At 43.5% G+C, this 25,458-nt stretch carries 16 protein-coding genes; 8 read left to right on the top strand and 8 right to left on the bottom strand.

From position 1 onward, the window contains the following. Positions 1 to 312 precede the first annotated feature (312 nt). The 6 genes from R2Q94_RS16295 to dctA all read left to right on the top strand — a co-directional run bounded on the left by R2Q94_RS16295 (position 313) and on the right by dctA (position 12,944). A complete protein-coding gene (locus tag R2Q94_RS16295; protein WP_316822529.1) occupies positions 313 to 2,973 on the top strand; it encodes a hypothetical protein in 2,661 nt (886 codons plus the stop codon). 76 nt (positions 2,974 to 3,049) lie between these two features. After that, complete coding sequence (locus R2Q94_RS16300) at positions 3,050 to 3,907, top strand: FecR family protein (protein ID WP_316822530.1); 858 nt, start codon at positions 3,050 to 3,052, stop codon at positions 3,905 to 3,907. A gap of 35 nt (positions 3,908 to 3,942) precedes the next feature. After that, positions 3,943 to 7,536, top strand: a complete 3,594-nt coding sequence (locus tag R2Q94_RS16305; protein WP_316822531.1) for a TonB-dependent receptor — start codon at positions 3,943 to 3,945, stop codon at positions 7,534 to 7,536. 27 nt (positions 7,537 to 7,563) lie between these two features. Next, complete coding sequence (locus R2Q94_RS16310; RefSeq protein WP_316822532.1) at positions 7,564 to 8,934, top strand: RagB/SusD family nutrient uptake outer membrane protein; 1,371 nt, start codon at positions 7,564 to 7,566, stop codon at positions 8,932 to 8,934. Between the two features lie 79 nt (positions 8,935 to 9,013). Next, a complete protein-coding gene (locus tag R2Q94_RS16315) occupies positions 9,014 to 11,515 on the top strand; it encodes a PIG-L family deacetylase (protein WP_316822533.1) in 2,502 nt (833 codons plus the stop codon). A gap of 106 nt (positions 11,516 to 11,621) precedes the next feature. Beyond that, on the top strand, positions 11,622 to 12,944 hold the full coding sequence (gene dctA / locus R2Q94_RS16320; RefSeq protein WP_316822534.1) for a C4-dicarboxylate transporter DctA: 1,323 nt from the start codon (positions 11,622 to 11,624) through the stop codon (positions 12,942 to 12,944). A 43-nt stretch (positions 12,945 to 12,987) separates the two neighbouring features. On the opposite strand, the gene R2Q94_RS16325 is transcribed toward dctA, so the two are convergent. The 4 genes from R2Q94_RS16325 to R2Q94_RS16340 form a co-directional block, all read right to left on the bottom strand. Further along, entirely contained in the window at positions 12,988 to 15,435 is a 2,448-nt protein-coding gene (locus R2Q94_RS16325; RefSeq protein WP_316822535.1) for a TonB-dependent receptor domain-containing protein, read from the bottom strand. 3 nt (positions 15,436 to 15,438) lie between these two features. Continuing rightward, a complete protein-coding gene (locus R2Q94_RS16330; protein ID WP_316822536.1) occupies positions 15,439 to 16,779 on the bottom strand; it encodes an HTTM domain-containing protein in 1,341 nt (446 codons plus the stop codon). Continuing rightward, the gene (locus R2Q94_RS16335; RefSeq protein WP_316822537.1) at positions 16,766 to 17,881 is read right to left on the bottom strand and encodes an imelysin family protein; all 1,116 of its coding nucleotides are present in this window, start codon (positions 17,879 to 17,881) and stop codon (positions 16,766 to 16,768) included. Before R2Q94_RS16335 ends, R2Q94_RS16330 begins: the two co-directional genes overlap by 14 nt. 83 nt (positions 17,882 to 17,964) lie before the next feature. Next, positions 17,965 to 19,059: a DUF4856 domain-containing protein gene (locus R2Q94_RS16340; RefSeq protein WP_316822538.1), complete on the bottom strand. Its 1,095-nt coding sequence runs from the start codon at positions 19,057 to 19,059 to the stop codon at positions 17,965 to 17,967. A 128-nt stretch (positions 19,060 to 19,187) separates the two neighbouring features. Here R2Q94_RS16340 and R2Q94_RS16345 point away from each other — a divergent pair, with 128 nt between their 5' ends. Then, the gene (locus R2Q94_RS16345; RefSeq protein WP_316822539.1) at positions 19,188 to 19,862 is read left to right on the top strand and encodes a response regulator transcription factor; all 675 of its coding nucleotides are present in this window, start codon (positions 19,188 to 19,190) and stop codon (positions 19,860 to 19,862) included. After that, complete coding sequence (locus R2Q94_RS16350) at positions 19,862 to 21,112, top strand: HAMP domain-containing sensor histidine kinase (RefSeq protein ID WP_316822540.1); 1,251 nt, start codon at positions 19,862 to 19,864, stop codon at positions 21,110 to 21,112. Before R2Q94_RS16345 ends, R2Q94_RS16350 begins: the two co-directional genes overlap by 1 nt. Before the next feature lie 9 nt (positions 21,113 to 21,121). On the opposite strand, the gene R2Q94_RS16355 is transcribed toward R2Q94_RS16350, so the two are convergent. From R2Q94_RS16355 to R2Q94_RS16370, 4 genes are read right to left on the bottom strand one after another with little or no spacing between them, the layout of a single operon-like run. Next, positions 21,122 to 21,547 carry a VOC family protein gene (locus tag R2Q94_RS16355; RefSeq protein ID WP_316822541.1) on the bottom strand — a complete coding sequence of 142 codons (426 nt, stop codon included), beginning with the start codon at positions 21,545 to 21,547 and terminating at the stop codon, positions 21,122 to 21,124. 11 nt (positions 21,548 to 21,558) lie between these two features. Next, complete coding sequence (locus tag R2Q94_RS16360; protein ID WP_316822542.1) at positions 21,559 to 23,004, bottom strand: alkaline phosphatase family protein; 1,446 nt, start codon at positions 23,002 to 23,004, stop codon at positions 21,559 to 21,561. Beyond that, positions 22,982 to 24,256, bottom strand: a complete 1,275-nt coding sequence (gene eboE, locus R2Q94_RS16365; RefSeq protein ID WP_316822543.1) for a metabolite traffic protein EboE — start codon at positions 24,254 to 24,256, stop codon at positions 22,982 to 22,984. The genes R2Q94_RS16360 and eboE overlap by 23 nt, the downstream gene beginning before the upstream one ends. Further along, positions 24,253 to 25,440, bottom strand: a complete 1,188-nt coding sequence (locus tag R2Q94_RS16370) for a 3-dehydroquinate synthase (protein ID WP_316822544.1) — start codon at positions 25,438 to 25,440, stop codon at positions 24,253 to 24,255. Before R2Q94_RS16370 ends, eboE begins: the two co-directional genes overlap by 4 nt. Between the last annotated feature and the right edge of the window lie 18 nt (positions 25,441 to 25,458).

Raw genomic sequence — 25,458 nt, forward strand, 5'->3', positions numbered from 1 at the left:
AGATTAACTTTTCTTCCAGGCATCTCTGAAAGAAACCGCCTTGTTGTAGATTATTTTACAAAATAAAATATGATCGATGGATTACTCATCGAATGAGATCAATCCACAACGCAGGACAACATCAACTCAAATCCCTTCCCGCAAATTCTTGTAAATAACTGAGTACAAAAATCAAACTGCCCCGTCTTACAAGAAAACAACCTACAGGTGAAACCATCATCAGCTGAACATTACAGGCCTGGATGATTCAATAAATGATGGCGTCATCACCGCTTATTATAGCTTCATCACCATTAAAAACAAAAGTATCCAATGAAAAAGATAAGCCAAACCCTCCTTTCTTTCTCCTTGCTCCTCCTCCTCAGTTCGAGTACAATTGCAGCAGAACGCCTCCCTTTAAAAGTCGAAAAACATGTAGAAGGTGCACCCATCACCCTGGGTATTCCCATTCCAATAGGGGCACTCTATTCTCCAGACCAGGTTCGTCTGCTCAACAAACAAGGAAAAGAAATTCCATCCCAGATCACAGAAGTCAACAATTGGATGCCCGCCAACAACAGCATCAAATGGATCTGGGTATTTTTCTTTACAGATGCCAGTAACAACTATACCTTAGAATATGGTAAAGACGTCAAAAGAGAACCTTTTAAAGGCGACCGTGTCCTGATCAGAAATGTGCAACCTATGGGTGCCTATACGGAAGTCAGCACCGGCCCATTGAATTTCAAAATCAAAAAAGACAATGGCGGTTTCTTTGAGACGGTACAACTAGATACCGATAAAAATGGCTTTAATGCCAGCGATGTCATCGCAGAAGGTGCAAAAGACAGAGGTTCCTTTCTCGATCTCCTCGATCAGGAAGGAATCGATAAATCTAAAGCCATCATCACCCGAAGTGTCATTGAAAAAGGCTCAGGTCCACTCCATGGCATCATCAGACTCGAAGGAGAATACCGCTACAACAGAAAAGACAACAATTCAGCTCCCTTTACACTAAGAATCCACGTCTATGCAGGTAAGTCCTATGTTAAAGTCCTCCACACCTTCATCTACACGGGTGTTCCCGATCAACATGAAATCAAAAAAGGTGAACATGCCAGGATTACGACACAAAGCAAAGACATCCTTTCCGAAGAAGAGAGTAACGACAAAGGTTGGTCTAAGCCAAACGACCAGATTTCCGGAACAGGTTTCTCGTTGAACTATAAACTCAATGGTACCATCTCCTGTAAGGTGGGTTACAAAGAAGGAAAATGGTGGGAAAATCCGGTAGAAAAGGTCTATGAGTTCTCCGGAAATGGAGTAAAACAATCCTCTTTATTCCAGACAGGCCCTAAACCAAATAAAGTTGCGCCAGTCCCGGAATCTACCGATATCAAAAGGATTGAAGGGTTTTCCGCCAGCTTAACCACAGATAACAAAGAACAGTTAAAAATGGCCAAAGCCAGTGGCTGGATGGATATCAGCGATAAAAAATGGGGTATTGCCATCGGTATCAAACACTTCTTTGAAGAATATCCGAAGGAACTCAATATCATCGCAGATCAACAATTGGCTACCGCCTATTTATGGTCGCCACAAGCAGGACCAATGAGCTTTGCAAGAGACACCAATGCGCCTGATGATGGAATTTTAGGGAATTTCGCACAAGGATTGGCCAAAACCAGCGAATTGGTCTACTACTTTCATCAGGCAGATGTCAACACAGCCAATATTCAAAAATCCATGAATTATTTCCTGGATCCAGCTGTAGCACACGCCGCTCCGGAGGTTTATACACAATCAAAGGTCTTTGGCAATATGTCTCCTCACAATACCACGCATGCGGAATTTGAACGCGGAATGGACTATAAATTCGACTGGATGTTCTTCAATCAAAACTGGGCACCATGGTATGGAATGTTTGAATATGGCGATTTTAAAAATTACTACATCAACAACAAATGGGAAATGTGGGCCAACAATGAACCTGCTCAGGATTATATGTTATGGATGCAGTTTATGAGAACCGGTGATCCGGCATTTTACAACGTGGCACAAGCCATGAGCAGACATACCATGGACGTCGACAATATTCATTGGCCTAAAAAACCGGTATACCATGGCGATACCAACCCGGTATTGGACTATTTGCAGAGCAAAGAAGCGCCAGACAATACCACACCTTATCTGGGAATCGGCAAAAGACATGGCGACCAACATTGGTCGGCGGTACTGAGTGCGCATGTATGGGTGCAAGGCTGGTTGGCAGATTACTTTCTGACTGCAGACCACCGCGGACTCGAAATCGCCCGTCAAACCGCAGATACTTATGTTAAACGCATTTGGGGCGACCATGATCTGATGGGACGCCGCCTTTACCTTTCCGTATGGAACATGACCGAAGTATATGATGCTACAAAAGATGAAATTTATCTTGCCGACCTTAAAGACCGCATTAAACACATGCTCGACCTACAAAATGGGACAGAGCAGAACAACAGTCTGGTGATCGACCGTTACGGCTATTCGCAGGTTTATGCCTCACAGGGATTAGGAAAATATTACCAGATCACTGGCGATCAAAAGGTAAAACAAGCACTCTTAAAACACGCCCGTTCGGTGAGAGACAATGAACCCATCGCCTACTTCATGGAATCTTACCTCTCCTCCATCCACAGCTTACTCATCGGATACGAGTTCACCAAAGATAAAAGCTATCTGGATAAAGCCCTGGAACGTGCAGAAGTGCTCAAAACCGATCCTACTCAGGTTAAGTTCGACAACAATGCCACACAAAAACAACTCGCTGAAACCTTGCTTAAAGTAAGCCATTTCCCACAAGACCCGGAAAAGGAATATGCGGAATGGGATGTCAGAAACGGACTTCGCGTGTTCGGCTGGACACATGCTTACAATGTCCCTTACCTGTTATACTGGCTACGCAATGAAGAACCACAAAAAGCAGGAAAATCAGAATTATCAAAAAAATGAAAATAATACAGTACAAAAGAGAATCACCAACGTCTTAGCATAAAACAAAACCACAAGAAAATCATCCCCCACACAAATGACTAAGAAAATCTACAAAAACGACCTGGAAAGAATCGATGCAGCATGGGAAAAGCTAGCACCCATGCTCAATGATCCAGAAAAAACACCGGTAAGAAAACTGAAACCCTGGTTGAACAAAAAGATCATCGCTGCTGCAGCAATGCTGATCCTGATGAGTACCATCGGCCTTTGGTTTCTAAAAGAACAACCTGCAGAAGTCCAGTATTTCACAAAATATGGACAAACATTAAGGGTTCAACTGCCGGACAGTTCTGTTGTCATGTTGAATGGAAATAGTCAGCTGAGCTATCGTAAAAACTGGCCCAAGGATGGAGACAGAGAAGTAAAAGTGGATGGAGAAGCTTATTTCTCCATAAAACACACCCAGTCCAACCAACGCTTCTTTGTCAGAATGCCTGATAGGTTGTCGGTAGAAGTACTCGGTACAGAATTTAACATCAATACCAGAAATCATGATACTCGCGTGGTCTTAAATTCCGGAAAAATCGACTTCCATATGGAAGCGCTTTCAGGCCAGGAGGAACGCGTGGTTCAAATGAAACCTGGCGACCTGGTAGAATACCAAAGCACAAAAAAATCTTATACCAGGAAGATCGTAGATCCTACTATTTATTCGTCATGGAAAACCGACCGACTGGTGTTCGACAAAACACCATTGAGAGAAGTACTGAATACACTACACAACACCTATGGTCTGGAAATCGAAGTAGAAGATCCAAAAATGCTGGCCATGAATCTATCCGGCTCTGCACCAACTACCAACATCGACATCCTGATACAGGCCCTGTCGGCAACATTTAACATCAATTTCATTAAAAAAGGAGATACGCTTATTGTTACGAATGCCCCCTAAAACAAAAAACATTTATCCACTAAACCAACCAAACCATGGTAAAAACTCTACACTTGCTGCTGATCCTCCTGATCGGCAGCGCATCGATGGTATTTAGTCGTGTGCAATCCTTTGCCTTTGTGCCTGAAAGCACTACTGCTGCCTCAGAGGCCATGCGTCAGTTAATGCCGCTCAAAGATGCCCTGAAAGGACTTGAAAAAACTTATAAAGTATCCATCATGTTCGATAGCAAACTTGCCGAAAACGTATTGGTTCAAATCTCAGAGAAACAACGGAATGAGCATATTGAGACCGCATTAACCAATATGCTCAGCCCCGTAAACATCAATTATAAAAAGATCAGTGAGCAGTTTTATGTGATCAGTTTCAAAACACCTAAAACAACCACAGAATCAAATCAGAACCGCCCAAAGGAAAAAGGCAGTACCGAAACGGCCACAACGGAAAACGGCAATAACTTAACCGAAATCTATAGAGAAATCACCATTACCGGTACTGTAGCTGATGCCAGCAATGGAGAAGTACTGCCTGGCGTCTCTATCAAACTGAAAGGAAAAAACATCAGTACCAGTACCAATCCCAATGGTAAGTACAGCATCCGCGTACCTGAAAAAGGCACCCTCGTATTCTCTTACATCAGCTACGTGACTAAAGAGGTCAACATTGGTTCTTCTTCGGTCATCAATGTAGATTTAATGCCAGACCAGCAGAAACTGGATGAGATTGTAGTCGTTGGTGTAGGTTATGGTACCCAACAAAAGAGAAACCTGACGGGATCTATCGCTTCCATCAGCGCGAAAAACATTAAAGATATCCCCGTAACCAGTTTCGAGAATGCCATCCAAGGACAAATCGCAGGGGTTCAGGTACAAGAGCCAAGTGGAGAACCAGGTGCGGCAACTACCATTCGTGTACGTGGTGTGGGGTCTATCTCCGCCGGAAATGAGCCGCTTTATGTAGTAGATGGTTTCCCGATTTCTAAAAACGTTGAATCCTCCACTCAGGGAGATGTCTCTAAAAGAACAGTTGCCTTCCGCCCTGCTCCGGCAAATCCACTGGGAACGATCAGTCCGGGAGATATTCAATCGGTAGAAGTCCTGAAAGATGCTGCAGCCGCTGCAATCTATGGTTCCAGAGGCTCTAACGGGGTCATCATTATCACCACTAAAAAAGGGAAAAGAGATGGAACTACTTCCGTAAATTTCGACTCCTATGTTGGTCTGCAAACACTGGCCAATAAAGTGGACCTGATGAATTCCGCTGAGCTGAGCAGATACGTCATCGAAGCAAAAAACAATGCCTACCTACAGGATTTCCCAAATGCCAGTGCCAGCGATCCGAATTCAGTAAGGTACACCAGAAGTACCAATACCAGCTATTACCTGCCTACCGATTTTATCAATCCAACTGGTGTAGATACCGACTGGCAGGATGTATTGTTCAAAAATTCTTCCATCCAGTCTTACAACCTATCCCTTTCAGGAGGTGCGGAAAAGCTAGGTTATTACATCTCCGGAAACTACTTCAATCAAGGTGGAATCATCGATAAAACCGGATTTAAACGTTATTCCTTCCGCATCAATATCGAATCTGATCCGGTAAAAAACCTGCGTATCGGTGCGATTATCAACCCTTCATTTACCGATCAGGCCAAAGGTTCTACCAGTGCACCATATTTTGCAGATCCTCCGGGAGCAGTCTACACGGCTTTGGTACACTCCCCAACAGTGAGTCCTTACCTTCCTAACGGTATGATCAACCAATCCAATAACCAAAGTCACCTGAACACAGAAAACGGAACAGGAACCAATATGACAGCTTCCAGTAACCCGCTTGCTGTTGTGAAATACATCCATGATGACCTTTCACAGTTCAGAACTTTTGCCAATGCTTATGCAGAATACACCTTTTTCGATGGACTGAAATACAAATTCATGTTTGGTACAGACATCAACAACTACAATCGAAAATACTATAGAGAAAAAGCATTTATCGACCGCGCTGCCACTGTAGGCGTTCCTTACGGACAATCAAACTCTTCTCTGGAAACCAATTGGCTGGCTGAAAATCTCCTGACCTATAATAAAGTTTTTGGGGTGCATAGCATCTCTGCATTGGCAGGATATACCGCGCAAAAAGACAAGATCAGAAACACCCAGGTACAGGCCGAGAACTTCCCGGACGACCTGGTGCAGACGGTGAGCGGCGGACAAGTGACCGGTGGTACCGCTACAGAAGAAGAATGGTCGCTGGTATCCTACCTCGGCAGAGTAAACTATGCATTTAAAGACCGCTACCTCTTAACTGCGACCATCCGCTCCGACCGCGCCTCTCGTTTTGGTGAAGGCAATAAAGTAGGTTATTTCCCTTCCTTCTCAGCTGGATGGAGAATGTCTGATGAAGCGTTTATGAAAAGTCTGAAATGGGTAAGCGATTTTAAAGTCCGCGGAAGCTGGGGTAAAACCGGAAACTTCCTGATTCCTAACTATGCCGCCATCGGATTGCTCAGCCCATACAATTATGTATTCGGCAATGTGGTGACCAACGGGATCGCCCCGACCACACCAAGCAATCCAAATCTGACCTGGGAGAAAAACACACAGATAGACATCGGTTTGGACATGAGCTTCCTCAACAACAGAATCTTTGGATCATTAGACTGGTACAACAAGAAAACTTCCAACTTACTCTTGAATGTACAGGTACCCGCAGTAGTGGGCTATGGAAATTCCAACCCTTTAATGAACGTGGGAGAAGTAGAAAACAAAGGATTTGAGGCCTCCCTTTCTACCCAAAACCTGGTTGGAGATTTCTCCTGGAGTACCGACATGAATTTCTCGACCAACAAAAACAAAGTACTAAAACTTGGGGCTTCAGGCGACCCAATCCTAAGCACCGGTGGAGCAGGTATCCGTCACATTACCCGCATTGGCGATCCTATCGGCAGCTACTACGGCTATGTGGTAGAAGGAATTTACCAAAGTCAGGAGGAAATCAATAGTGCTCCTAAAGATAAACTGGCCGCAAAACCAGCCCCTGGGGATTTCAGGTTCAAAGATGTAAACGGAGATGGGGTAATTGATGCCAATGACCGTACAGTGATCGGAAATTACCAGCCGAATTACACCTACGGCATCACCAACAGACTCAGCTATAAAAAAATAGAACTGAGCTTCCTGATCCAGGGTGTAGAAGGTTCGCAAGTATTAAACCTAACCAGAAGGCATCTGGCCAATGGCGAAGCCAATACCAACTCCTATGCGGTGATCAACAACAGATGGGTTTCCCCTTCACAACCTGGAGATGGCAAAACACCACGCGCAGACCGCCTGGGAGATTTACACGGATTTAACAACAGACCTTCCACTTATCAGGTTGAAGATGCTTCTTACATCCGCCTTAGAAACGTCACTGTTGCCTATACATTGCCAGAAAAATGGGTGGGGAAATATTTCTCTTCTTTCCGGATTTATGCTTCAGGAACTAATCTATGGACCAAAACCGACTATATCGGCTACAACCCGGAAGTAAACAACCAGTCTACAGCCAGTGGTGTTCAGGGAGAAGATTATGGTGCCTATCCCTTATCCAGGAATTTCACTTTTGGTATTAATGCCTCATTTAAGTAGTGTTCTTTAACCTATAAACCAGAAAACATGAAAAAATTTATATATATCCTGATCACTGCCGGAATGCTCAGCGCTTGTGGCAAGGAATTTACAGATCTCAACCCGATCTCTCAGCGAAATGTAAATGCCTTCTATAGAACCAGTGACGACATGGTGATTGCCGTCAATGCGGCTTACAAAGCACTACAAATGAATGGTGCCTATAACCAAAGCTACTGGATTCTGAATGAAATGCGCTCCGACAATACCGATGGTGGAGCCGATAACACCGGACTCGGCGCGGACCTGAATGCCATTGATAATTTCAATGAAAATGCGGCAACTGCCGAACTGGTCACTGCTTCTTACCTCGACAGTTATGTAGGTATCAGCAGATGTAACATCGTTTTGAGTAGAATTGAACCTGTACCTATGGACGAAAAGCTGAAGAACAGAGTCAAAGGAGAGGCACTATTCCTGCGCTCCCTGTTTTATTACAATCTCGCGGTAAACTTCGGACGAATCCCATTGGTGCTGAAAGAAATCACTGTAGAAGAAGGTAAATCTTATCCGCAATTACCGGCTTCAGAAGTTTATAAACAGCTGGTAGCCGACCTTGCACAAGCTGAAAACTTCCTCGAAGTAAAATACACAGGAGTTAATGTAGGTAGAGCTACCAAAGGTGCCGCAGCTACCTTAATGGGCAAAATCTATTTGACCATGGGCGATAAAGCCGCTGCCATTGCCCCATTGAGAAGGGTAAAAACCTATGGCTACTCTTTAGTCCCAACCTATGATAAGCTTTGGGGTATTCCCAACAAAAACAATGTGGAATCGATCTTCGAAGTGCAGTATAAAGGTGGAGGTACAAATACCGGAAATGCCTTTACCAATGCCTTCTCCCCATTGATGATCCAAAGCACCGGAGCCTATAAAAACAGACCTACAGCAGAAATGCAGGCCGCCTATGAGCCCAACGACAAGCGTTTTGCCATTTCTATGAACCCCATCAACGGGCCATTAAATGCCGGACGGTTTATCCTGAAATACGGGACAACCACCGCCTATAATGAAGGTGATGCGGATTACAATTTCGTGGTATTGCGTTATGCAGATGCCTTATTGATGCTGGCAGAAGCATTAGGTGAAGGTACTGAAGCGTATGACCTGATTTATGAAGTACGCTTCCGCGCCGGATTAAACCGCATCGACAGCAGTACGCCTGGAACTTTCGAAGAGAAACTGCTCAAAGAAAGACGCGTAGAGCTGGCTTTCGAAAACCACAGATGGCCGGATTTATTGCGCTTTGGTAAAGCAGCAGAAGTGATGAAGGCACAGGGAAAAACACCTCGCTTATTGTTCTTAATTCCTCAACGCGAACTGGACATCAACAATAGCTATTCACAAAATCCAATCTAATTTTCAAAGATTTTACCCCCTGATCAGGTCAGCTCCTAAACCCGCTGGCCTGATCCTAAAAATACTAAAAATATAATGTATGAAACAGATGAACTGCTTTAAACCGGTATTTATCCTTTCTGTGCTATTGGTATGCTTCAGTATTCAGACTAAAGCACAACAACAACCCCCAAAACCTGGATCGGGGAAGATCCTGCAAGACCTCAAAAGGTTAAATATCCTCGGCAATGTCCTCTACCTTGCCGCCCATCCGGATGACGAAAACACTACCCTGATTGCTTATATGGCCAATCAGAAATTATACCATACCGGCTACCTTTCCCTTACCCGTGGGGACGGCGGACAAAACCTGATCGGACCGGAAATCCGGGAACGCCTGGGGGTAATCCGTACACAGGAACTCCTGCAAGCCAGAAGAACAGATGGTGGCCACCAATTCTTTACCCGGGCCAACGACTTCGGTTTTTCCAAAAATCCGGAAGAAGTATTCCGCATCTGGGATAGAGAAAAGCTACTAGCTGATGTGGTATGGGTGATCCGTAATTTTAAACCTGATGTGATCATCACCAGATTCCCTAAAGATTCCCGCGCCGGACATGGGCAACACAGCGCCTCTTCCATTTTAGCGGAAGATGCCTTTGTAGCTGCAGCCGATCCAAAGCGCTTTCCGGAACAATTGAAATATGTACAACCATGGCAAGCCAAAAGGTTGGTCTGGAACATCAGCTCCTGGGCTTTCAAAGATCCTGAAGCTTTCAACAAAATTGCTGCAGGCCTGGTAAAAATAGATGTAGGTGTTTTCAATCCGCTGATTGGTAAATCATATGGTGAAATCTCTGCCGAAAGCAGAAGCATGCACAAAAGCCAGGGCTTCGGCTCTACCGGAACCCGCGGCAGCAATTATGACTATTTCCAGCACACCATGGGCCCAGCTGCCAAAACAGATTTGTTCGAAGACATCAACACCACCTGGTCCAGAGTCCCAAACAGTGCCAAAGTTCAGGAAGCCATTACCAAAGCCATCGCTACCTATAACGCCGCCAATCCATCTGCAGTAGTACCCCTGCTCCTGACCGCCAGAGCAGAAATGCTAAAGCTACCGGACACGCAATGGAAAAGCCAGAAACTGGAAGAAATTCAGGAAGTGATCCGCAATACTACAGGTTTATATATAGAGGCAACGGCCGACAATTTTGCGGTAGTGCCTGGCGGAAAATTAGTGGTACAAACAGAGCTGATCAACAGATCACCGGTCGCTGTAAAAGTGACATCCATCCGCTTCCCTTATCAAAATAACGACAGTACCATCAATACCAGCATTGCTAATTCTGCTGGTCAGAAATATAAAAAACAGGTCAACGTACCTGCAGACCTCGCCTTTTCTCAACCCTACTGGTTGCAAAAAGCAGATACCCTGGGGATGTTCGATATCTTAAAACAATCGGATGTTGGCTTACCTGAAAATACTCCGGCTGCGGAAGTAGCAGTGAACCTGACGATCGGCGGACAAGCGTTTAAATACACTGTTCCTGTGGTTTACAAACACAACGACCTGGTATATGGTGAACTGTACCAACCCCTGTCTGTGAGTCCGCCGGTTTTCGCTAATATTGCCGAAAACGTATACATGTTCAACGGTCCGGAGGCTAAACAAATCAGCGTATTCCTGAAGGCAGGAAAGGCAAATATCAAAGCTGAAGTTTCACTAAAACTGCCGGATGGCTGGAAAGTGAGCCCCGCCTCCATCCCTTTTGAAATCGAAAAAGAAAAGGCAGAACAAACCGCAAAATTCAGCGTAACGCCTCCTGCCAATTCCGATATCGCAGAAATCCAGGCCATTGTGAAGTTAGACGACAAGACTTACAACAAAGGCATCAGTGTGATCAATTATCAGCATATCCCTGAACAGGTACTCTTTCCGGTTGCAACGGCTAAAGCCGTTAAACTAGACCTGAACATAAAAGGCAAACGCATCGGCTATCTGGCAGGAGCAGGCGATGAAGTACCCCGCGCTTTACAACAAATCGGTTATGATGTAACCATGCTGAAAGACGCAGATATGAACCCGGAAACACTGGAAAAATTTGATGCCGTAATCGTAGGAATCAGAGCTTACAACACCCTGGATCGTATTAATTTTTACCATGACCGTTTAATGGATTATGTAAAAAATGGTGGTAATGTATTGATCCAATACAATACCAATGCCGGCTTAAAAACCAATCCAGGTCCATATCCAATGAAATTATCAACCGACCGAGTAACCGTTGAAGACGCAGAAGTAAGGGTATTACTTCCTGAACATGCCGCATTCCAGTCGCCAAATAAAATTACCAATACAGATTTTGATGGATGGGTACAGGAACGTGGTTTATATTTCCCAAGCGAATGGGCCAATAATTATGAAGCATTAATTTCCATCAACGATCCGGGAGAAAGCCCTAAAAACAGCAGTATCCTGGTTGCGAAATATGGAAAAGGAAATTTTGTCTACTCCGGAATTTCCTGGTTCAGACAACTTCCAGCTGGTGTTCCTGGCGCTTACCGGCTGTTCAGCAACCTGATTTCTCTGGGTCACTAAAATACAAATACCACCACCACAATACCTCCAATAAGCTGCCGGTATCCATTGTCAGGATCCGGTAGCTTTTAAAAGCCGAACCAAACTAAAAACCAGCCACTCAACGATGAAGAACATCTCCGGAAACCTGACTTTTCAGGTGATCATTGCAATTATTTTTGGCATCCTGGTAGGGATGTTCTTCCCAACCTTTTCAAACACCGCCAGGCTGATCAGCAAGACCTTCATCAATATGATCAGCATGCTGATTGCCCCCATCATTTTCTTCACCATCGTACTAGGTATCGCCAAAATGGGCGACATGAAAAAGGTTGGGCGTGTAGGTGGAAAAGCATTGCTCTATTTTGAACTGATTACCACAGTAGCGATTTTCATCGGACTGGTTACCGCGAATATGATGCGCCCCGGGGAGGGCTTAAACCCCGTGATACCACAGGATAAAAGTACCTCCACTGCAGTCATAGCTCCTGCTGCCGGCCATGGGCCAATTACACCAGGCCTGCCCAATCCAGGAAATCCAGCAAAAGCCAGTCCTGCACCTTCAGACACAAACTGGGTCGAGTTCCTCAGCCACATCATTAGCCCTAATATTTTCGAATCTTTTGCCAAAGGAGACATCCTCCAGATCCTCTTCTTTGCCATTCTTTTCGGCTTTGCACTCAGTAAAATGGGACGAGCCGGAAAACATACGATCATCGCTTTTGAAAACCTCTCTCAAATCATTTTCAATATGATGAAATTCGTGATGAAGCTGGCACCGATTGGTGCCTTTGGAGGGATGGCCTTTACCATTGGCAACTACGGTCTGTCTACGCTGATTCCTATGGGAAAGGTGATGTTAGTGGTTTACATCACCTGCTTCTTATTTATTTTCGTGGTACTCAACTTCATCTGTTACCTCTATAAATTCAGTCTTTGGCAATACCTGAAATACATCAGGCAGGAAATCCTGGTGGTATTAGGCACCTCCTCTTCGGAGTCTGTCTTACCCAGTATGATTCAAAAAATGGAACGCTTTGGATGCGCTAAATCTGTTGTCGGCCTGGTGATCCCAACCGGCTACTCCTTTAACCTCGACGGTACTTCGATTTACCTCTCCATTGCATTGATTTTCCTGACACAGGCCTTTAAAATAGAGCTTGGGGTGGCGGAGCAGATCACTGCGATGGGTATTTTAATGGTGACATCCAAAGGTGCTGCCGGCGTAACCGGCAGCGGATTTATCGTACTCAGCTCTACACTGGTTTCGCTGAACATTATGCCTATAGAAAACGTAGCGATCTTATTGGGCGTAGACCGTTTTATGTCGGAAGCCAGATCCATCACCAACCTGATTGGCAATGGAGTAGCAGTAGTCGTGATCGCAAAAAGCGAGAAAGAATTTGATGAGGAGAAATATCAGCTTGCCATCAAACCTGCGGCAACTTAAAACCTATATTTCCTTAAACTGAAATTGCTTCAACGCTACCGGATTACAATTTAAGTTGCAAAGTCAGGTAATAACCTCTTGGGTCGGATGGTAAAATCCCCGGCCCAGGATAACCGTCTGCCCTGCGCGTAAAGTATTTCTCATTCAGCACATTGTTCACACTACCATACAACGTAAACCATTTCCAATTGTAACTGGCACTAAAATCCATCACCTGGTAGCTGGGAATCGCTCCATCTACCGCAGTTTCCGTAAGTTCAGCATTGGTGGCATCTGAATAGTGTTTGGCTACATACGAATACTGCAGACTTAAGTTAAATCGCTGGTCCCCAAAAGAAAGTCCGGTTTTAAACAACATGGGTGGCACAAACTCCACCTTTTTATCTTTAATCGCCGTATTTTGAGTGTTGATGTAACGCGCATCAATCAAAGAGAAATTGGTGTAAGCACTTAATTTATATTTACTGGTTCCCTGGGTAATTAACTTCATAAAATCAGCCTCTACCAAACTTTCAAAACCAATATTTCTGCTATCTGAAACATTGGTTCTCAGTCGATACAGCATATTCCGGTTATCCGTCACAAATACAGAACCGATCCTGCCATTATATTTCAGGTAAAATACGCTCAAATCATAATACAGCCACTCTTTCAAATTTCCACGGATCCCCATATCTGCGGTATAGCCCTTTTCATCTTTCAATAGAGAATCTACTCTGGCATTTTCATTCAGAATCCTTAGGTCATTAAAATTGATGGATTTATAATTCTGAGAGATATTGGCGTAAATTTCAACAGCTGCTGCAGGTTTATAAGAAGTGCCTATCCCAAAAAACACGAAGCTGCGGTTGTTTTTCTTTTGCTCATCAATTCGTACATCCTCTACGAAACGCTGAATTTTATAGTAATAACCATCGGCTTTAGTAGAGATATATTCAAAACGGGCACCGGGAGTTACACTCCATTTATCGGTAATCTGGAAGATATTTTCTGCAAACACAGCTACATTGGTGCCTGGAAAACGATAATCCGATTTATTCGGCGCTGCGGTTAAAAAATTAAAATCTGCACCAGAACCCATATCGGCATCGCCCTGTTTACGTTTGGTGAGGCCACTATACACGCGGACTCCCGTTAGCAAGGTGCTGGTTTGATCTTTTATCAAGCTGTACTGGTGTAGTAACCGAAGCTCAGAGCCATAATTATTATATTTATCGGCCATCAGATCTCTTGGCGTTCCAACTCCCGGATCGGGACGATTGATATAGGTTAAAATTCCCAATGCCTCTCTTCCTGCACTTAAATGATAATTTCTCCAATTCAGTTTCGTATGCTCCGAAAGCTTATAATCAACCGTAAAGTTCAACAAATCCCAATTGACTTTAAACCAGTTTCTGGCTCTGCTGGAACTGGATGGATCCCTATCGAATTCAGCATCAGTTAAACCACCAGGTTGTTGTGCCAGATAATCCATATGGGTATACTCAGTGGTCAGCTTTAGTCTGTCGTTGAAGGTATAATCCAGATGCACATAGGCCCCATTCTGGTCAAAATGACTGTTCGGTCTCCAGCTGTCACCTTTTTTATGTTGATAATAAGCGTAATAGTTCAGTTTTTTAACAGTACCTCCGATGCTATTGAAAGTATTTAGAAAACCGAATGACCCAAGGGTTTGCCGGCTTAACAGCTCAAAAGGTTTATTTTCCGGCCCTCTTTTCAATTTAAAATTAATCATTCCTCCAAACTGCGTTCCGTATTGCAGACTCGCTGCTCCCCTCACAATTTCAATCCTTTCCAGGGCTTCAGTGGGAGGCGTATAATAACTTTCCGGGTAGCCCAATGCATCAGCGCTGATGTCGTAACCATTTTGTCGGGTATTAAAATTGGAAACTCTGCTCGGATTTAATCCACGGCCACCAATTCCCAATTGCAATCCTCCACCATCATATTCCCAGATGTTTAAGCCTGCAATGCGCGCATAGATTTGTCGGGCGTTATTCGTCGCCAGATTGGCATTGATATTTTTCAGGTTGATCACTTCCGTTTTCTTCCCGGCATAAATAGCGGTTCCCTCCACTTGCAGCAATTTATCAGCAGCGCGATCATTTACCGCAGTAATGTCTACCACATGGAGTTGTCTGGACTTTTCTTCTTCTGCCTTTGAGGCCTCCTGAGATTTTAAATCTTCCTGCTTGGTACCAGCTTCCATTTCAAGGCTCAATTTTACCGCCTCTCCTTTTAAACGGATACTTTTCTTTAAATTTTTCAGTCCTTCGAAAGAAACTTCCAGCTGATAACTACCAGTCCTCAGGCCAGTAAAACTAAACTGCCCATTGGCATCAGTTTTTACCACCATACTGCCTGGCTTTAATGTCAGACTTGCGCCTTCCACTGGTTTTTTATTCCGTAGAACCTGACCAGAAATCTCCAGTTGCTGCGCACGCACAGAGAAACAAAACAAACAAAGAAGCAGCGTATATATAGATTTCATAAATTAAGGTGTTGAGTTGAATGGTAAAATCCATTGGTAATGCCTGAAGCTCAGTGGCTGAACAGCCAAATTTACCTTAGGATTGATAAAGGGGGCAGACCTCCTGCCATTGAGGGTCACATAAGATTCTCCATAAACTTCCGGATCGATAATACCCCTCTGAGCGTAAACTCTGGCCAGATAATGTGCATACCTGAGGATCAGATCCGCCTGAGTGCTCATCATTTTTTCCTGTTGGACCGTTAAAAACTCCCGATTGTTGACCTCATAGGTTTTACCCGTTCTGGCTTCAGAAACGTAAAAATTTGCACTGCCTACTTTTTCCATCAGCATCACTCTCCAGGAAAACCGATAGCCCTCTTCCGTCCAGAAAAGTGGACCTGGATAAGCCAGATACCTCAATGGTAAAATCATCTGAAAAAAGAAGAACAGCATTAAAAAACGGAAGGTCAACTGCTTAGTTGCCGGATTATAGGATTTATCCTCTACGATAGTAACAGCCCTGAGCTTATTCAGCAGCTTCAACTGATCCTCTGCGGAAAAGAAAATCAGGGTACAAACCATCATGATATAAGGGAACATTCCGATGGAGGGGAAAAAGATGGCAGTGGCAATATGAAATATTAAAACTGCAACATATCCATATGTCCTGGTCTTCCTGTTCAGTAGGAAAAACACAATGAACAAATCATAAATGGCTCCAAACCAGCTGAACAGGTAAGCCACCCAATCCCGATACATCAGGTTCCCAATCCAGGGAAGATGGCTCTTCGTTGGCAGCCAGATCTTCATCGGCATTGCCTCAAACAGCCAGTCGGAATTCAACTTGGCCAGACCCGCAAAGAAATAAACCATTCCCAGCTGTAAGCGGATGGTACCGGTCACCCATCTTGGCACCAGCGTAATTTCCGTATCAGGTTTCCTCCAGACATCCAAAGAGAAAAACCTTCCTGCCGGAAGCCAGATCATCAGAAAGCTGATCACACTCACAAAATAATAGTGATTGAGGTAATAGGTTACATCAATCAGCTCCACATAACTGAACAATAAAAAAAACACTATGATCGCCAGGCGATAGTAAAGTCCGAGGCTAACCAGCAAGGCTGAAATCCCTATTCCCAAAAACACCACATACATCCCAACAGCGCCCAAAGGTTGAATCCAGTCAAAACCCATAAAAGTAAAATGGAAACTGGGCTCAATATATTGTGTACTGACCCAACCTTTCATCCAGAACCTGATGGTACTGAGTAGCATCATGATCCCGAATAGAATCCTGAAATTAGCCAATGGAGCAATGGAAACCGGCGACTGAATCCATTGCCTGATTTTAGTCACCGTCATTGTCTACATAAGAAATTTGAACACCAACTTTTGAAACCATATCACTCTTGATCAATCGCAACAGGGTTTGGATTTCCTTTAATGCATCTGTAACCAATGCTTTATTGTTGACCAGCGCAGTTGATAAAGGTGCCGGAATTGCTTTCAATTTAGCAATCACCACATCGAACTGTGTGGTCACATCTGTGTTGAGCTGGCTATATCCGAGTGCAATCACATAATCCGACATCCCCTTACCAGAACCCGCAGCAGTATACATACTTTTTAGACTCTGCATATTTTCAATGGCCAGATCCAAAGAGATGCCGGAATAATATCCTTCACATCTGTCCGGGAAAGGGACATCCGCTGATTGTGTTCCAAAAGGCCAGCCTATCCTCGGACCTTTGATCATGTCCATTTCAAAAGCAAACTGATTGATCAGGAAACTAATCGGACTCCCTGTATCAGTTTTGGTATTGGCGATAAAGGTACTACGGTAACCAGATTTCCAGGAGTTTAATGTTTGATCTACCAGACCAGTAATTCTGGTCATCAAATCCTGCACGTATTTTTTTCGGTTGGCACTCCCTGCATCAGCAAATTTCGCAACTGCATTTTCTGAGAACAGCAGGTAATCTAAAACCGGAAATCCTTGCTGATGGAAGGTAGAATTTTGTACTAGGTTATACGTTCCACTAGTGATGTTTTCCTCCACGATGGTCAGATCTGGTTTATCTACCCCCACTTTTTTCATAGTATTGGCAGGCAGCATATTGATAAAACTGTTTAAGGAAACACTTTCTGCCGGACCAAATTGTAATACGGAAACCCTTTCCACCTGTAAGTAAACTTCCTTAAAAACCAGTTTTAAAGCCTGTTGATTTCCCAGGGTTGGCGCAGCCAGAAAAGTATTCATCGCTGTTTGCAATGTCCCCATACGCTGTTGCATTTGGGTATAGGCAGGAATGATCATCGCATCTGCATAATTCGCCAGCATAGCCGATTTGTCAAAACCATTAACACTTTTAACCTCTTCTGGTGTACCTCCTTTTTTACCGCAGGAAAGGGTAAAAAACATCATGATAAGTACAAATACCTTTGTAATTTTTGATAAGCTCATGGCCATTATTTTAGTTTGATTTGAACGTACAAAACTCCCTGTGACCGGAGTTACAGAGAGTTGAGGATTGAATTAAAAACCGCTTAGTTTAAAGCAGGTAATGCATAGGTATCTTTTAAAATTGTTTGTGCTTCTTTCAATTTTGTAAAACCAGCTTCATTTACCAAAGTGTAGAAATTGGTTTTGATGATGCTTTGTAATTTTAAGAGGTTCGCATCCGTCAGTTTACTACCTGCAGCTCTGTATTTCAAGGATTCGATAAAACCATACGCTTCAGATAAAGCGTGGAACTGGCTACCCAGGTTTCCTGCGTTAGCAGTCAAGGTTGGAGAAAGCACATAGTTATACGCGGCATTCGCAGCTAGTTTTTCCCAGATGTCCTGAATGATGACAATCTGTGCATCGCGAACTTTTACATCTTTCGCACCAATTGCTGCGCGACCAGTCAGGAAGGCATCAAAAATGATTTTTCCGGCAGTGATGTTCTGACCGCGTTCCGCAAGGTAACCACCCCAAAGTGCGGGTTTAGCAGGGAAAACCAAGGAAGAAGCATAAGTAACACTTGGATCGTAATCAGTAGGAACGGCAAGGTATCCGAAAGCTTCATCCCAGTGCTGCTGCTGTAACGCGATCGTTCCATCCGTTTTTGTAGCTGCCAATAAATCTAATGCTTGTTTGAAGAACAAACTTCCCATCATTCCTTTGGTTACCGCCTGTCCGTTTTCCAAACCTTCTGCGCCTACGATAATTTTCGCTGTACCACGAACAATATAACCCGCAGTACCATTAGTGGCTACAGCATTAATTTTGCTGTGGGCTACCAAATTGTCTAAATAGGTTTTGAAAGTTGTGGCATCCGCAGTTTTAGCAGCCAGATTCAATCCGGAAGTATTTAAAGCCGCCTCTGTAAATGGATTATTGGTATTGTTGAAAATGTTCGTCGCTTTTGCAGCATCCAAAGCAGTCCCCGCATTTGCCGTTTTCATATACACATCCAGTTCCAGCATTTGTTTCACCCTAATGGTAGAAGAAGCATAATTGGCACCAGCAAAGTTGTAAGTCTTAGGAACATCATAAGGTGCAATAACCTCTTCCTCCACCTTATCTTTTTTACAAGAAGTCAGACCTGCTACTGCAAGGGCTGCAAACAACGCAGTCTTAAAGTATTTATTTTTCATTTCTATTGGATTATGTGATTTTTCAGTATATTGTTTGTAATAAGTCTAAATAAGTCTTATTCTTGCTGCAAATATTAGTGTCAATTCTAAAGAATTTCTAAAGAGTTGTAAAAACCTGAATTTTATTTATGAAAATCCTATTTGTTGAAGATGAGCCAGTATTATTAGAGGAAATGGAGAGCTACTTCAGTTCTTTAAACTTTATCTGTGAACAAGCCTCAACCTTCTGTCAGGCAGAGCAAAAGCTACGGGACTTTATTTATGACATTGTAGTTTTAGACGTTTCTCTTCCAGACGGAATAGGAATTAACCTGATTGAAGACATCAAAAGATGCAGCCTGGAAACAGGAATACTCATCCTTTCCGCGAGAAACTCGCTGCAAGATAAACTGTCAGGATTGAACCTTGGAGCTGATGATTACCTCACCAAACCCTTTTTTCTGGAAGAACTCAGTGCAAGAGTGAATGCGCTATACCGAAGAAAAACTTTAAAAGGCATCGAACACATTACTTTCGACGATTTCAAAGTTGATCCCCAATCCAAAATGTTATTTTTCCGCTCGGAGGAGATCAGCTTAACCCGGAAAGAATACGACATGCTCATCTATTTTGTAGTCAATAAAAATCGGGTGGTTGGTAAATCTTCCATCATTGAGCACCTCTGGGGAGACCATTTCGATCAGAACGACAACTTCGATACGGTCTATGTACATATCATGAACCTCCGCAAAAAGCTGAGTAAAGCTGCTGGTAAAGATTACATCAAAACGGTTTATGGCATGGGTTATAAATTTACCTATTAATGCGTTTACTGAGCAAAATCAGCCTGTATCATTTCTGGCTGAGCCTCTTTGTATTGAGCATTACCGGCTTCTTTCTTTTTACTTTTTTACAACGTGAAATTTCCAGAGAAATTGAGGAACAACTGGAACTTCAAACAGATCTGGTGGCCAGCGAAATTCAGGCAGGAAAAACAGTCAGCTTTCCCCTGGTTCAGATCAAAACTGCTGATGCAGAGGAATTGATGAAACTTCCTAAAATTTTCAAAGACACTTTAATTTACGACCGCATCCAACAAGAGCAAGAAGGATATTATTACTTTGAGGAAAGCAAAAAAATCAATGGAAAGGCATTCCGGATCAGGGTAATGACCACTTATATCGGTTGGGGAAACTATTCCAGAACCATCACCTATATTTTCATTACCATTGCCATAATGTTCATTGCATTGGGCACACTCCTCAATTATTTCATCAGTCGCAGTCTATGGAAACCCTTCCTCAACAACCTCAATCAGATGAAAAAATATTCAGTGAGCGCTAATACAAATCTGGAGCTCAGCCCTTCCAATGTAAAGGAATTTCAGGAAATGAATGAGGTATTAACCGATCTCAGTCAAAGAGGAAGAAGGGAATACCTAGCTTTAAAAGAATTTACAGAAAATGCTTCCCATGAAATCCAGACGCCCCTGAGCATTTTAAAAACCAGATTGGAAAGCATTAGTCAGCTGCCAGTCAGCCCAGAACTTACCCGTTTACTCGGCGATGCCAAACAATCCGTTACCCGTTTGAGCAGGGTAAACCGTGGATTGCTTCTACTCGCCAAACTGGAAAACAACACTTTTGCAGCCGATCAACGGCAACTTTCCTTAACATCAGTGTTACAGCGAAACCTGGAACTCATGGCAGATTTGTTTATGCATAAAAAGATAACTGTAGAAAGCTCCCTGGAAGAAAAACAGGTCTTTGCCAGCCCTTCTTTAATGGAAATTCTGGTCTCTAATTTATTGTCGAACGCCCTGTCCCATTCTGCAGCTGGTGCCAGAGTCATTGTGGTACTAACGCAAGATGAACTGTTGGTTTCCAATGATGGACCAGCCCTTTCTTTTGAACATTCCCGCTTATTTACCCGCTTCGGAAAAGGCAGTCCGGGCTATACTGGAAACGGCCTCGGACTGTCTATCCTGAAACAGATTTGCATTGGTCAGCATTGGCAAATTTCTTACACCTATCACACTGAGCAACACCACTTTAAAATAAAGTTCACCACTTAATCCAAAGGATCAATTCATATTTTGTCTGATCACCAGTGAATTATTGTCCGGATCATTAAAAAAAGCAAACCGGTCCACATAGCCCAGATCAGAAGTGTTTTCTATCACTCCACCCACATCTACCCCCTGGGTGATCAGGAAATCACGGGCCAGGTCAATGTCTTTCACCACAAAACTAGGTACTGTACCTGCGTCTTCCGGTTTCATCGGATCATCAATATCTTTAAATAATCCCAATGCAACAAATCCCTGCAGACCATTGTGGTTCAACTGTACATAGGAATCCATCCCATAATCCCCACCGGAATTAATCGTATACTCCTCCACTACAGAAAACCCTAATTTTTCTACATAAAAAGCCTGAGCTTCCAATACATTGCTCACAGATAATTTAATGATGATTTGTTTGGTTTCAATCATTTCATTGAAATTCATAATGGTATAAATTAAGTTGTAAATATTTGAGCCTGATCCAGCTCCTCAGCGCTACTCAATGCAGCATTTGAGGATTCTTTTTGGATTGCTGCACCAAAAACCGCTTCCAGAATAATCGGACAGATCTCCGTTCCTTTTAAATTTTGGCCATGAATCCCGGCACCGATCAGTACCGGTTGATCTGCTTCCGGCACTCGGACCCTCCCATGCGAACCTTTGACCACTCGTGCATCCAGTCCGATGAAATCCATTACTGTACGGAAGCCCAGTTTTTTCTTCAGGAGCTTCCAGATAATCCTTGGCATCATCAGCTTTTTCTTCTGGTCAAAAAACATTTCTGCCGGGTCATAACCCGGTTTTTTATGGATATCTACCATTCTTGCAAAATCTGGTGCTTTGCGATCGTCCAGCCAATAATAATAAGTAAACCAGCTGTCTTTATCGGCGATACAGATGAGGTCACCGGAGCGCTCATGCTGGATATGAAATTCTCTTTTTCCAGCTTCATCCAATACCCTTTCCACACCGGGTACCTGCTCCAGCATCAATTTCAGTTCGGCTAATTTTGAAGGATCATTCAGGTAAACATGCGCAATCTGATGGTCTGCAACTGAAAAAACGGTCGATTCACCTGCATCCAGTAATTCCAATCCTTTTTCTTCTCTAATGGCAAGGTAGCCCTGATCCCTCAGGATCCGGTTCAGGTGTATCGGTTGATGAACCGCCGTAATCCCATACTCAGACAGTAAAATAGGCTTTACTCCTTTGGTTTCAAAATAACCGATCAGATCCCTGCAGACCTCATCGATTTCTTTTAAATCCCGACGAATTTCAGCAGATTCCGGATCGAACTTCTGTCCGCAATAATCCAGATGTGGCAGATAAATGAGCATTAAAGTTGGATCGTTCCATTCATGAACAAGTTTGGAAGCATTAGCAATCCATTTACTGGATTTAATGGAAGTTTTTGGCCCCCAGAAATCAAACAAAGGGAAAGTCCCCAACTCTTCCTGTAATTGGTCCCTCAGGCTTGGCGGCTGACTATAACAATCGGGTTTCTTCTGCCCGTCTGCCCAATACTGAGGCCTTGGAGTCACAGAAAAATCTGCCGTCGAATACATATTATACCACCAGAACATATTCGCACAGGTAAAATCCGGATTGATTTCCTTTGCCTTATCCCATATTTTCGGGGCTTGAACCAAAGGATTTGATTGCTTCCAGAATTTAACCTCAGCTTCTTCCCTGAAATACCAGCCATTGCCCACAATCCCATGCTCAGAAGGCCATTTGCCAGTCAGATAAGTCGACTGTACCGAACAGGTTACCGCAGGAAATACGGGATCAATCGTATGAATTCCTCCATTTTTTTCCAGCCACTGATAGAGAAAAAGCGATTTATCGCGAAGCAATGCAGAACTGAGTCCTACAATATTAATTACTGCTATCTGCTGCATCTGTCAATTCTTGAATTAAAACCTCTTCTTTTTGCTCCTCCCTGCTTTGGATCAATGCAAGCAGCCAGGCAAGCTCTCTGTTGATCGATTGCTTTAAATCCATCATCAACTGCTTAGGCAATACCTCCCAGGTATAAGTCTCTATTTCCAGATGCCTGGTAAAAGGCTTTTTGATCCAGAGATCCATCGCCTTCAGGATGTCGTCTTGAGTAGAAGATAAGCCCTGATAATAAAACAAAAATATAGGCACATGAAAATGTGTACGCAGTTCTATCGAATCCGGCTCAGCCAGTTCTGCAATTCCCGGCTTCAGGTCTGCAAACTTTAACAGCTCACCGGAACGCTTTTTGACGACCGCCTGATGCAGGTAAACCGGTTCAATGAACTGATTTAAATGACTGGCCATTTCTGCTTTGCTTCCATTTAGTTCTGTGTTACATTTCAGCGCAGCGCTGATCTGCATCTTGCCGATTTTTATCCCTTTTTCCTCTATACTACGGATCACAGATTCAGGCTCTTCGAATTCCACGGAGAAATGGCAAATGTCATAACACAACTGCAAGTGATGAAGGATGTAATTCCTCGCCTCCAAAGCAGTACAATTGATCCGCATCATCAGTAATTCCAAACCCCGCTTCAAAAGATAATTTTCAAAGAAATCAATAAAATCAACGCTGTTCTCTAATAATCCATCGGGTTCCGGCTCGATATCCAGGTGCATATTTTTTCCTGTGATCTGATGCAACTGTACCAAATGAACCACTATATCTATCAGATGGGCACAGCTCTGTTTTTTAGCTTCCTCCCGTTCTGCGGCAGTATCATACCAGTATTTGTAAGAAAGTGGAGAAGTAGAAATCCCACCTTCCTGCCCCTCGGGCAACAATTCAGCCAGTAAATTGAATAATAAAATGGTATAATCCAACCTTTCTTTAGTACGCCAATCTGGTGAATGCACCTGATCTTTCACTACTTTTCCATGAAAATTCCCGTATGGAAAACCATTGATCGTAAACACGTACAGATCATTACTTTGAAGCCAATGCTTAAAAGCAGGCAGCTGGCCTTCCTCTTGCAAGGTCTGGGCACTTTCATTGGACAACCTCAATCCAATTCCAAAAGGTTGATCAGGCGAAAGCTTCGCTTTTACCTGTAAGGTATTTTGCTCCAAACTGGTAAATATTTCTTTCCAGGATTCTCCGGAATGAATATTGGTGCAGTAGGTTAGATGGGCATCGTTTTTTATTTTCATATCGACTGCTGGATTAAAATAGGTGTATCCGTAAATTCGGACTGAAACTTTAGTAAATATTTAACCGCATCAGATAGTAAGGCATGACTCATCTCTTGTACCTCCAGCCCTTCTCCTAACGCTGCCAGTAACATAATGGTTAATTCCCCGCCCAGATGCTCCCTGAATTCTTCCAGTCCAAGGAATAATTTCGGATGGATCTCCAGACTATATTCATCGATCAGCATCGGGTGAAAAATATCAAAACCCAGGGCGATCAGGCAGTCCAGCACACTTTTGACTTCAGCTGTTTTCAATCGGCCAGACAAGCCGGAGTACACCGTATCCAGTGCAATCCCTATGGCTACCGCCTCCCCATGCAGCAACTGATAATCAGAAAGGTACTCGAGTTTATGCGCTGCCCAATGACCGAAATCAAGGGGTCTAGAAGAGCCTTTTTCAAAAGGATCACCTGAAGTTCCGATATGTCTGATATGAAGTCCCGCACAGCGAAAAATCAATTGCTCCATCACCTCCATATTTCGGTGATTCAGCTGTTCTGTATTTGAACAGATCCAGTTGAAGAAGATTTCATCTTTGATCAGCGCCACTTTAACCGCTTCCGCAATCCCTGAACGCCAGTTTCTGCTGTCCAGTGATTCCAGAAATGCCGCATCATTAATGACTGCATATGGCGGGGCAAAGGTGCCCAGGAAGTTCTTCTTTCCAAAGTAATTCACACTGTTTTTCACCCCAACACCCGAATCATTCTGCGACAATACCGTACTAGGTACACGGATCAGGCGAATGCCACGATGAGCAATCGCAGCGGCATAACCCACCGCATCCAGTAAGGCGCCCCCTCCAACTGCAATGAGGAAAGAGTGGCGATCTACCTGATGATCATGGATGAACTTCAATACCTCTTCAATGTGCGCTGAGTCATTTTTAATGGCTTCAGCTCCAGGCAGCATCAACACATTGCAAACGACTCCATGGATTTTAAAATACTGACGAATTTCCTGGAGGATTCCAGGATGAAATTGGCTAAGTGCAGTTTCCATCACCAATACAACTTTGGCTGATCCCTGATTAACGATATGGATGAGTTCCTTATTTTCAGGATTAAATATGTTCCTGGTAAAAATAACAGGATAATTAAAACTCACTTGAAAATGCTGTTGAATAGTTTGAGCTTTATACATAATTCATAGGGGCTAAAT

Origin of the sequence: Pedobacter gandavensis, assembly GCF_032678465.1 — a bacterium.
GTDB lineage: Bacteria > Bacteroidota > Bacteroidia > Sphingobacteriales > Sphingobacteriaceae > Pedobacter > Pedobacter gandavensis_B.

Excerpts from the sequence above, each read along its gene's own strand:
- R2Q94_RS16360 (WP_316822542.1), bottom strand. The coding sequence starts at position 23,004 with ATGCAGCAGATAGCAGTAATTAATATTGTAGGACTCAGTTCTGCATTG.
- R2Q94_RS16350 (WP_316822540.1), top strand. The coding sequence starts at position 19,862 with ATGCGTTTACTGAGCAAAATCAGCCTGTATCATTTCTGGCTGAGCCTC.
- R2Q94_RS16345 (WP_316822539.1), top strand. The coding sequence starts at position 19,188 with ATGAAAATCCTATTTGTTGAAGATGAGCCAGTATTATTAGAGGAAATG.
- R2Q94_RS16370 (WP_316822544.1), bottom strand. The coding sequence starts at position 25,440 with ATGTATAAAGCTCAAACTATTCAACAGCATTTTCAAGTGAGTTTTAAT.
- R2Q94_RS16355 (WP_316822541.1), bottom strand. The coding sequence starts at position 21,547 with ATGAATTTCAATGAAATGATTGAAACCAAACAAATCATCATTAAATTA.
- R2Q94_RS16310 (WP_316822532.1), top strand. The coding sequence starts at position 7,564 with ATGAAAAAATTTATATATATCCTGATCACTGCCGGAATGCTCAGCGCT.
- R2Q94_RS16295 (WP_316822529.1), top strand. The coding sequence starts at position 313 with ATGAAAAAGATAAGCCAAACCCTCCTTTCTTTCTCCTTGCTCCTCCTC.
- R2Q94_RS16300 (WP_316822530.1), top strand. The coding sequence starts at position 3,050 with ATGACTAAGAAAATCTACAAAAACGACCTGGAAAGAATCGATGCAGCA.
- R2Q94_RS16305 (WP_316822531.1), top strand. The coding sequence starts at position 3,943 with ATGGTAAAAACTCTACACTTGCTGCTGATCCTCCTGATCGGCAGCGCA.
- eboE (WP_316822543.1), bottom strand. The coding sequence starts at position 24,256 with ATGAAAATAAAAAACGATGCCCATCTAACCTACTGCACCAATATTCAT.
- R2Q94_RS16325 (WP_316822535.1), bottom strand. The coding sequence starts at position 15,435 with ATGAAATCTATATATACGCTGCTTCTTTGTTTGTTTTGTTTCTCTGTG.
- R2Q94_RS16335 (WP_316822537.1), bottom strand. The coding sequence starts at position 17,881 with ATGAGCTTATCAAAAATTACAAAGGTATTTGTACTTATCATGATGTTT.
- R2Q94_RS16315 (WP_316822533.1), top strand. The coding sequence starts at position 9,014 with ATGAAACAGATGAACTGCTTTAAACCGGTATTTATCCTTTCTGTGCTA.
- R2Q94_RS16340 (WP_316822538.1), bottom strand. The coding sequence starts at position 19,059 with ATGAAAAATAAATACTTTAAGACTGCGTTGTTTGCAGCCCTTGCAGTA.
- R2Q94_RS16330 (WP_316822536.1), bottom strand. The coding sequence starts at position 16,779 with ATGACGGTGACTAAAATCAGGCAATGGATTCAGTCGCCGGTTTCCATT.
- dctA (WP_316822534.1), top strand. The coding sequence starts at position 11,622 with ATGAAGAACATCTCCGGAAACCTGACTTTTCAGGTGATCATTGCAATT.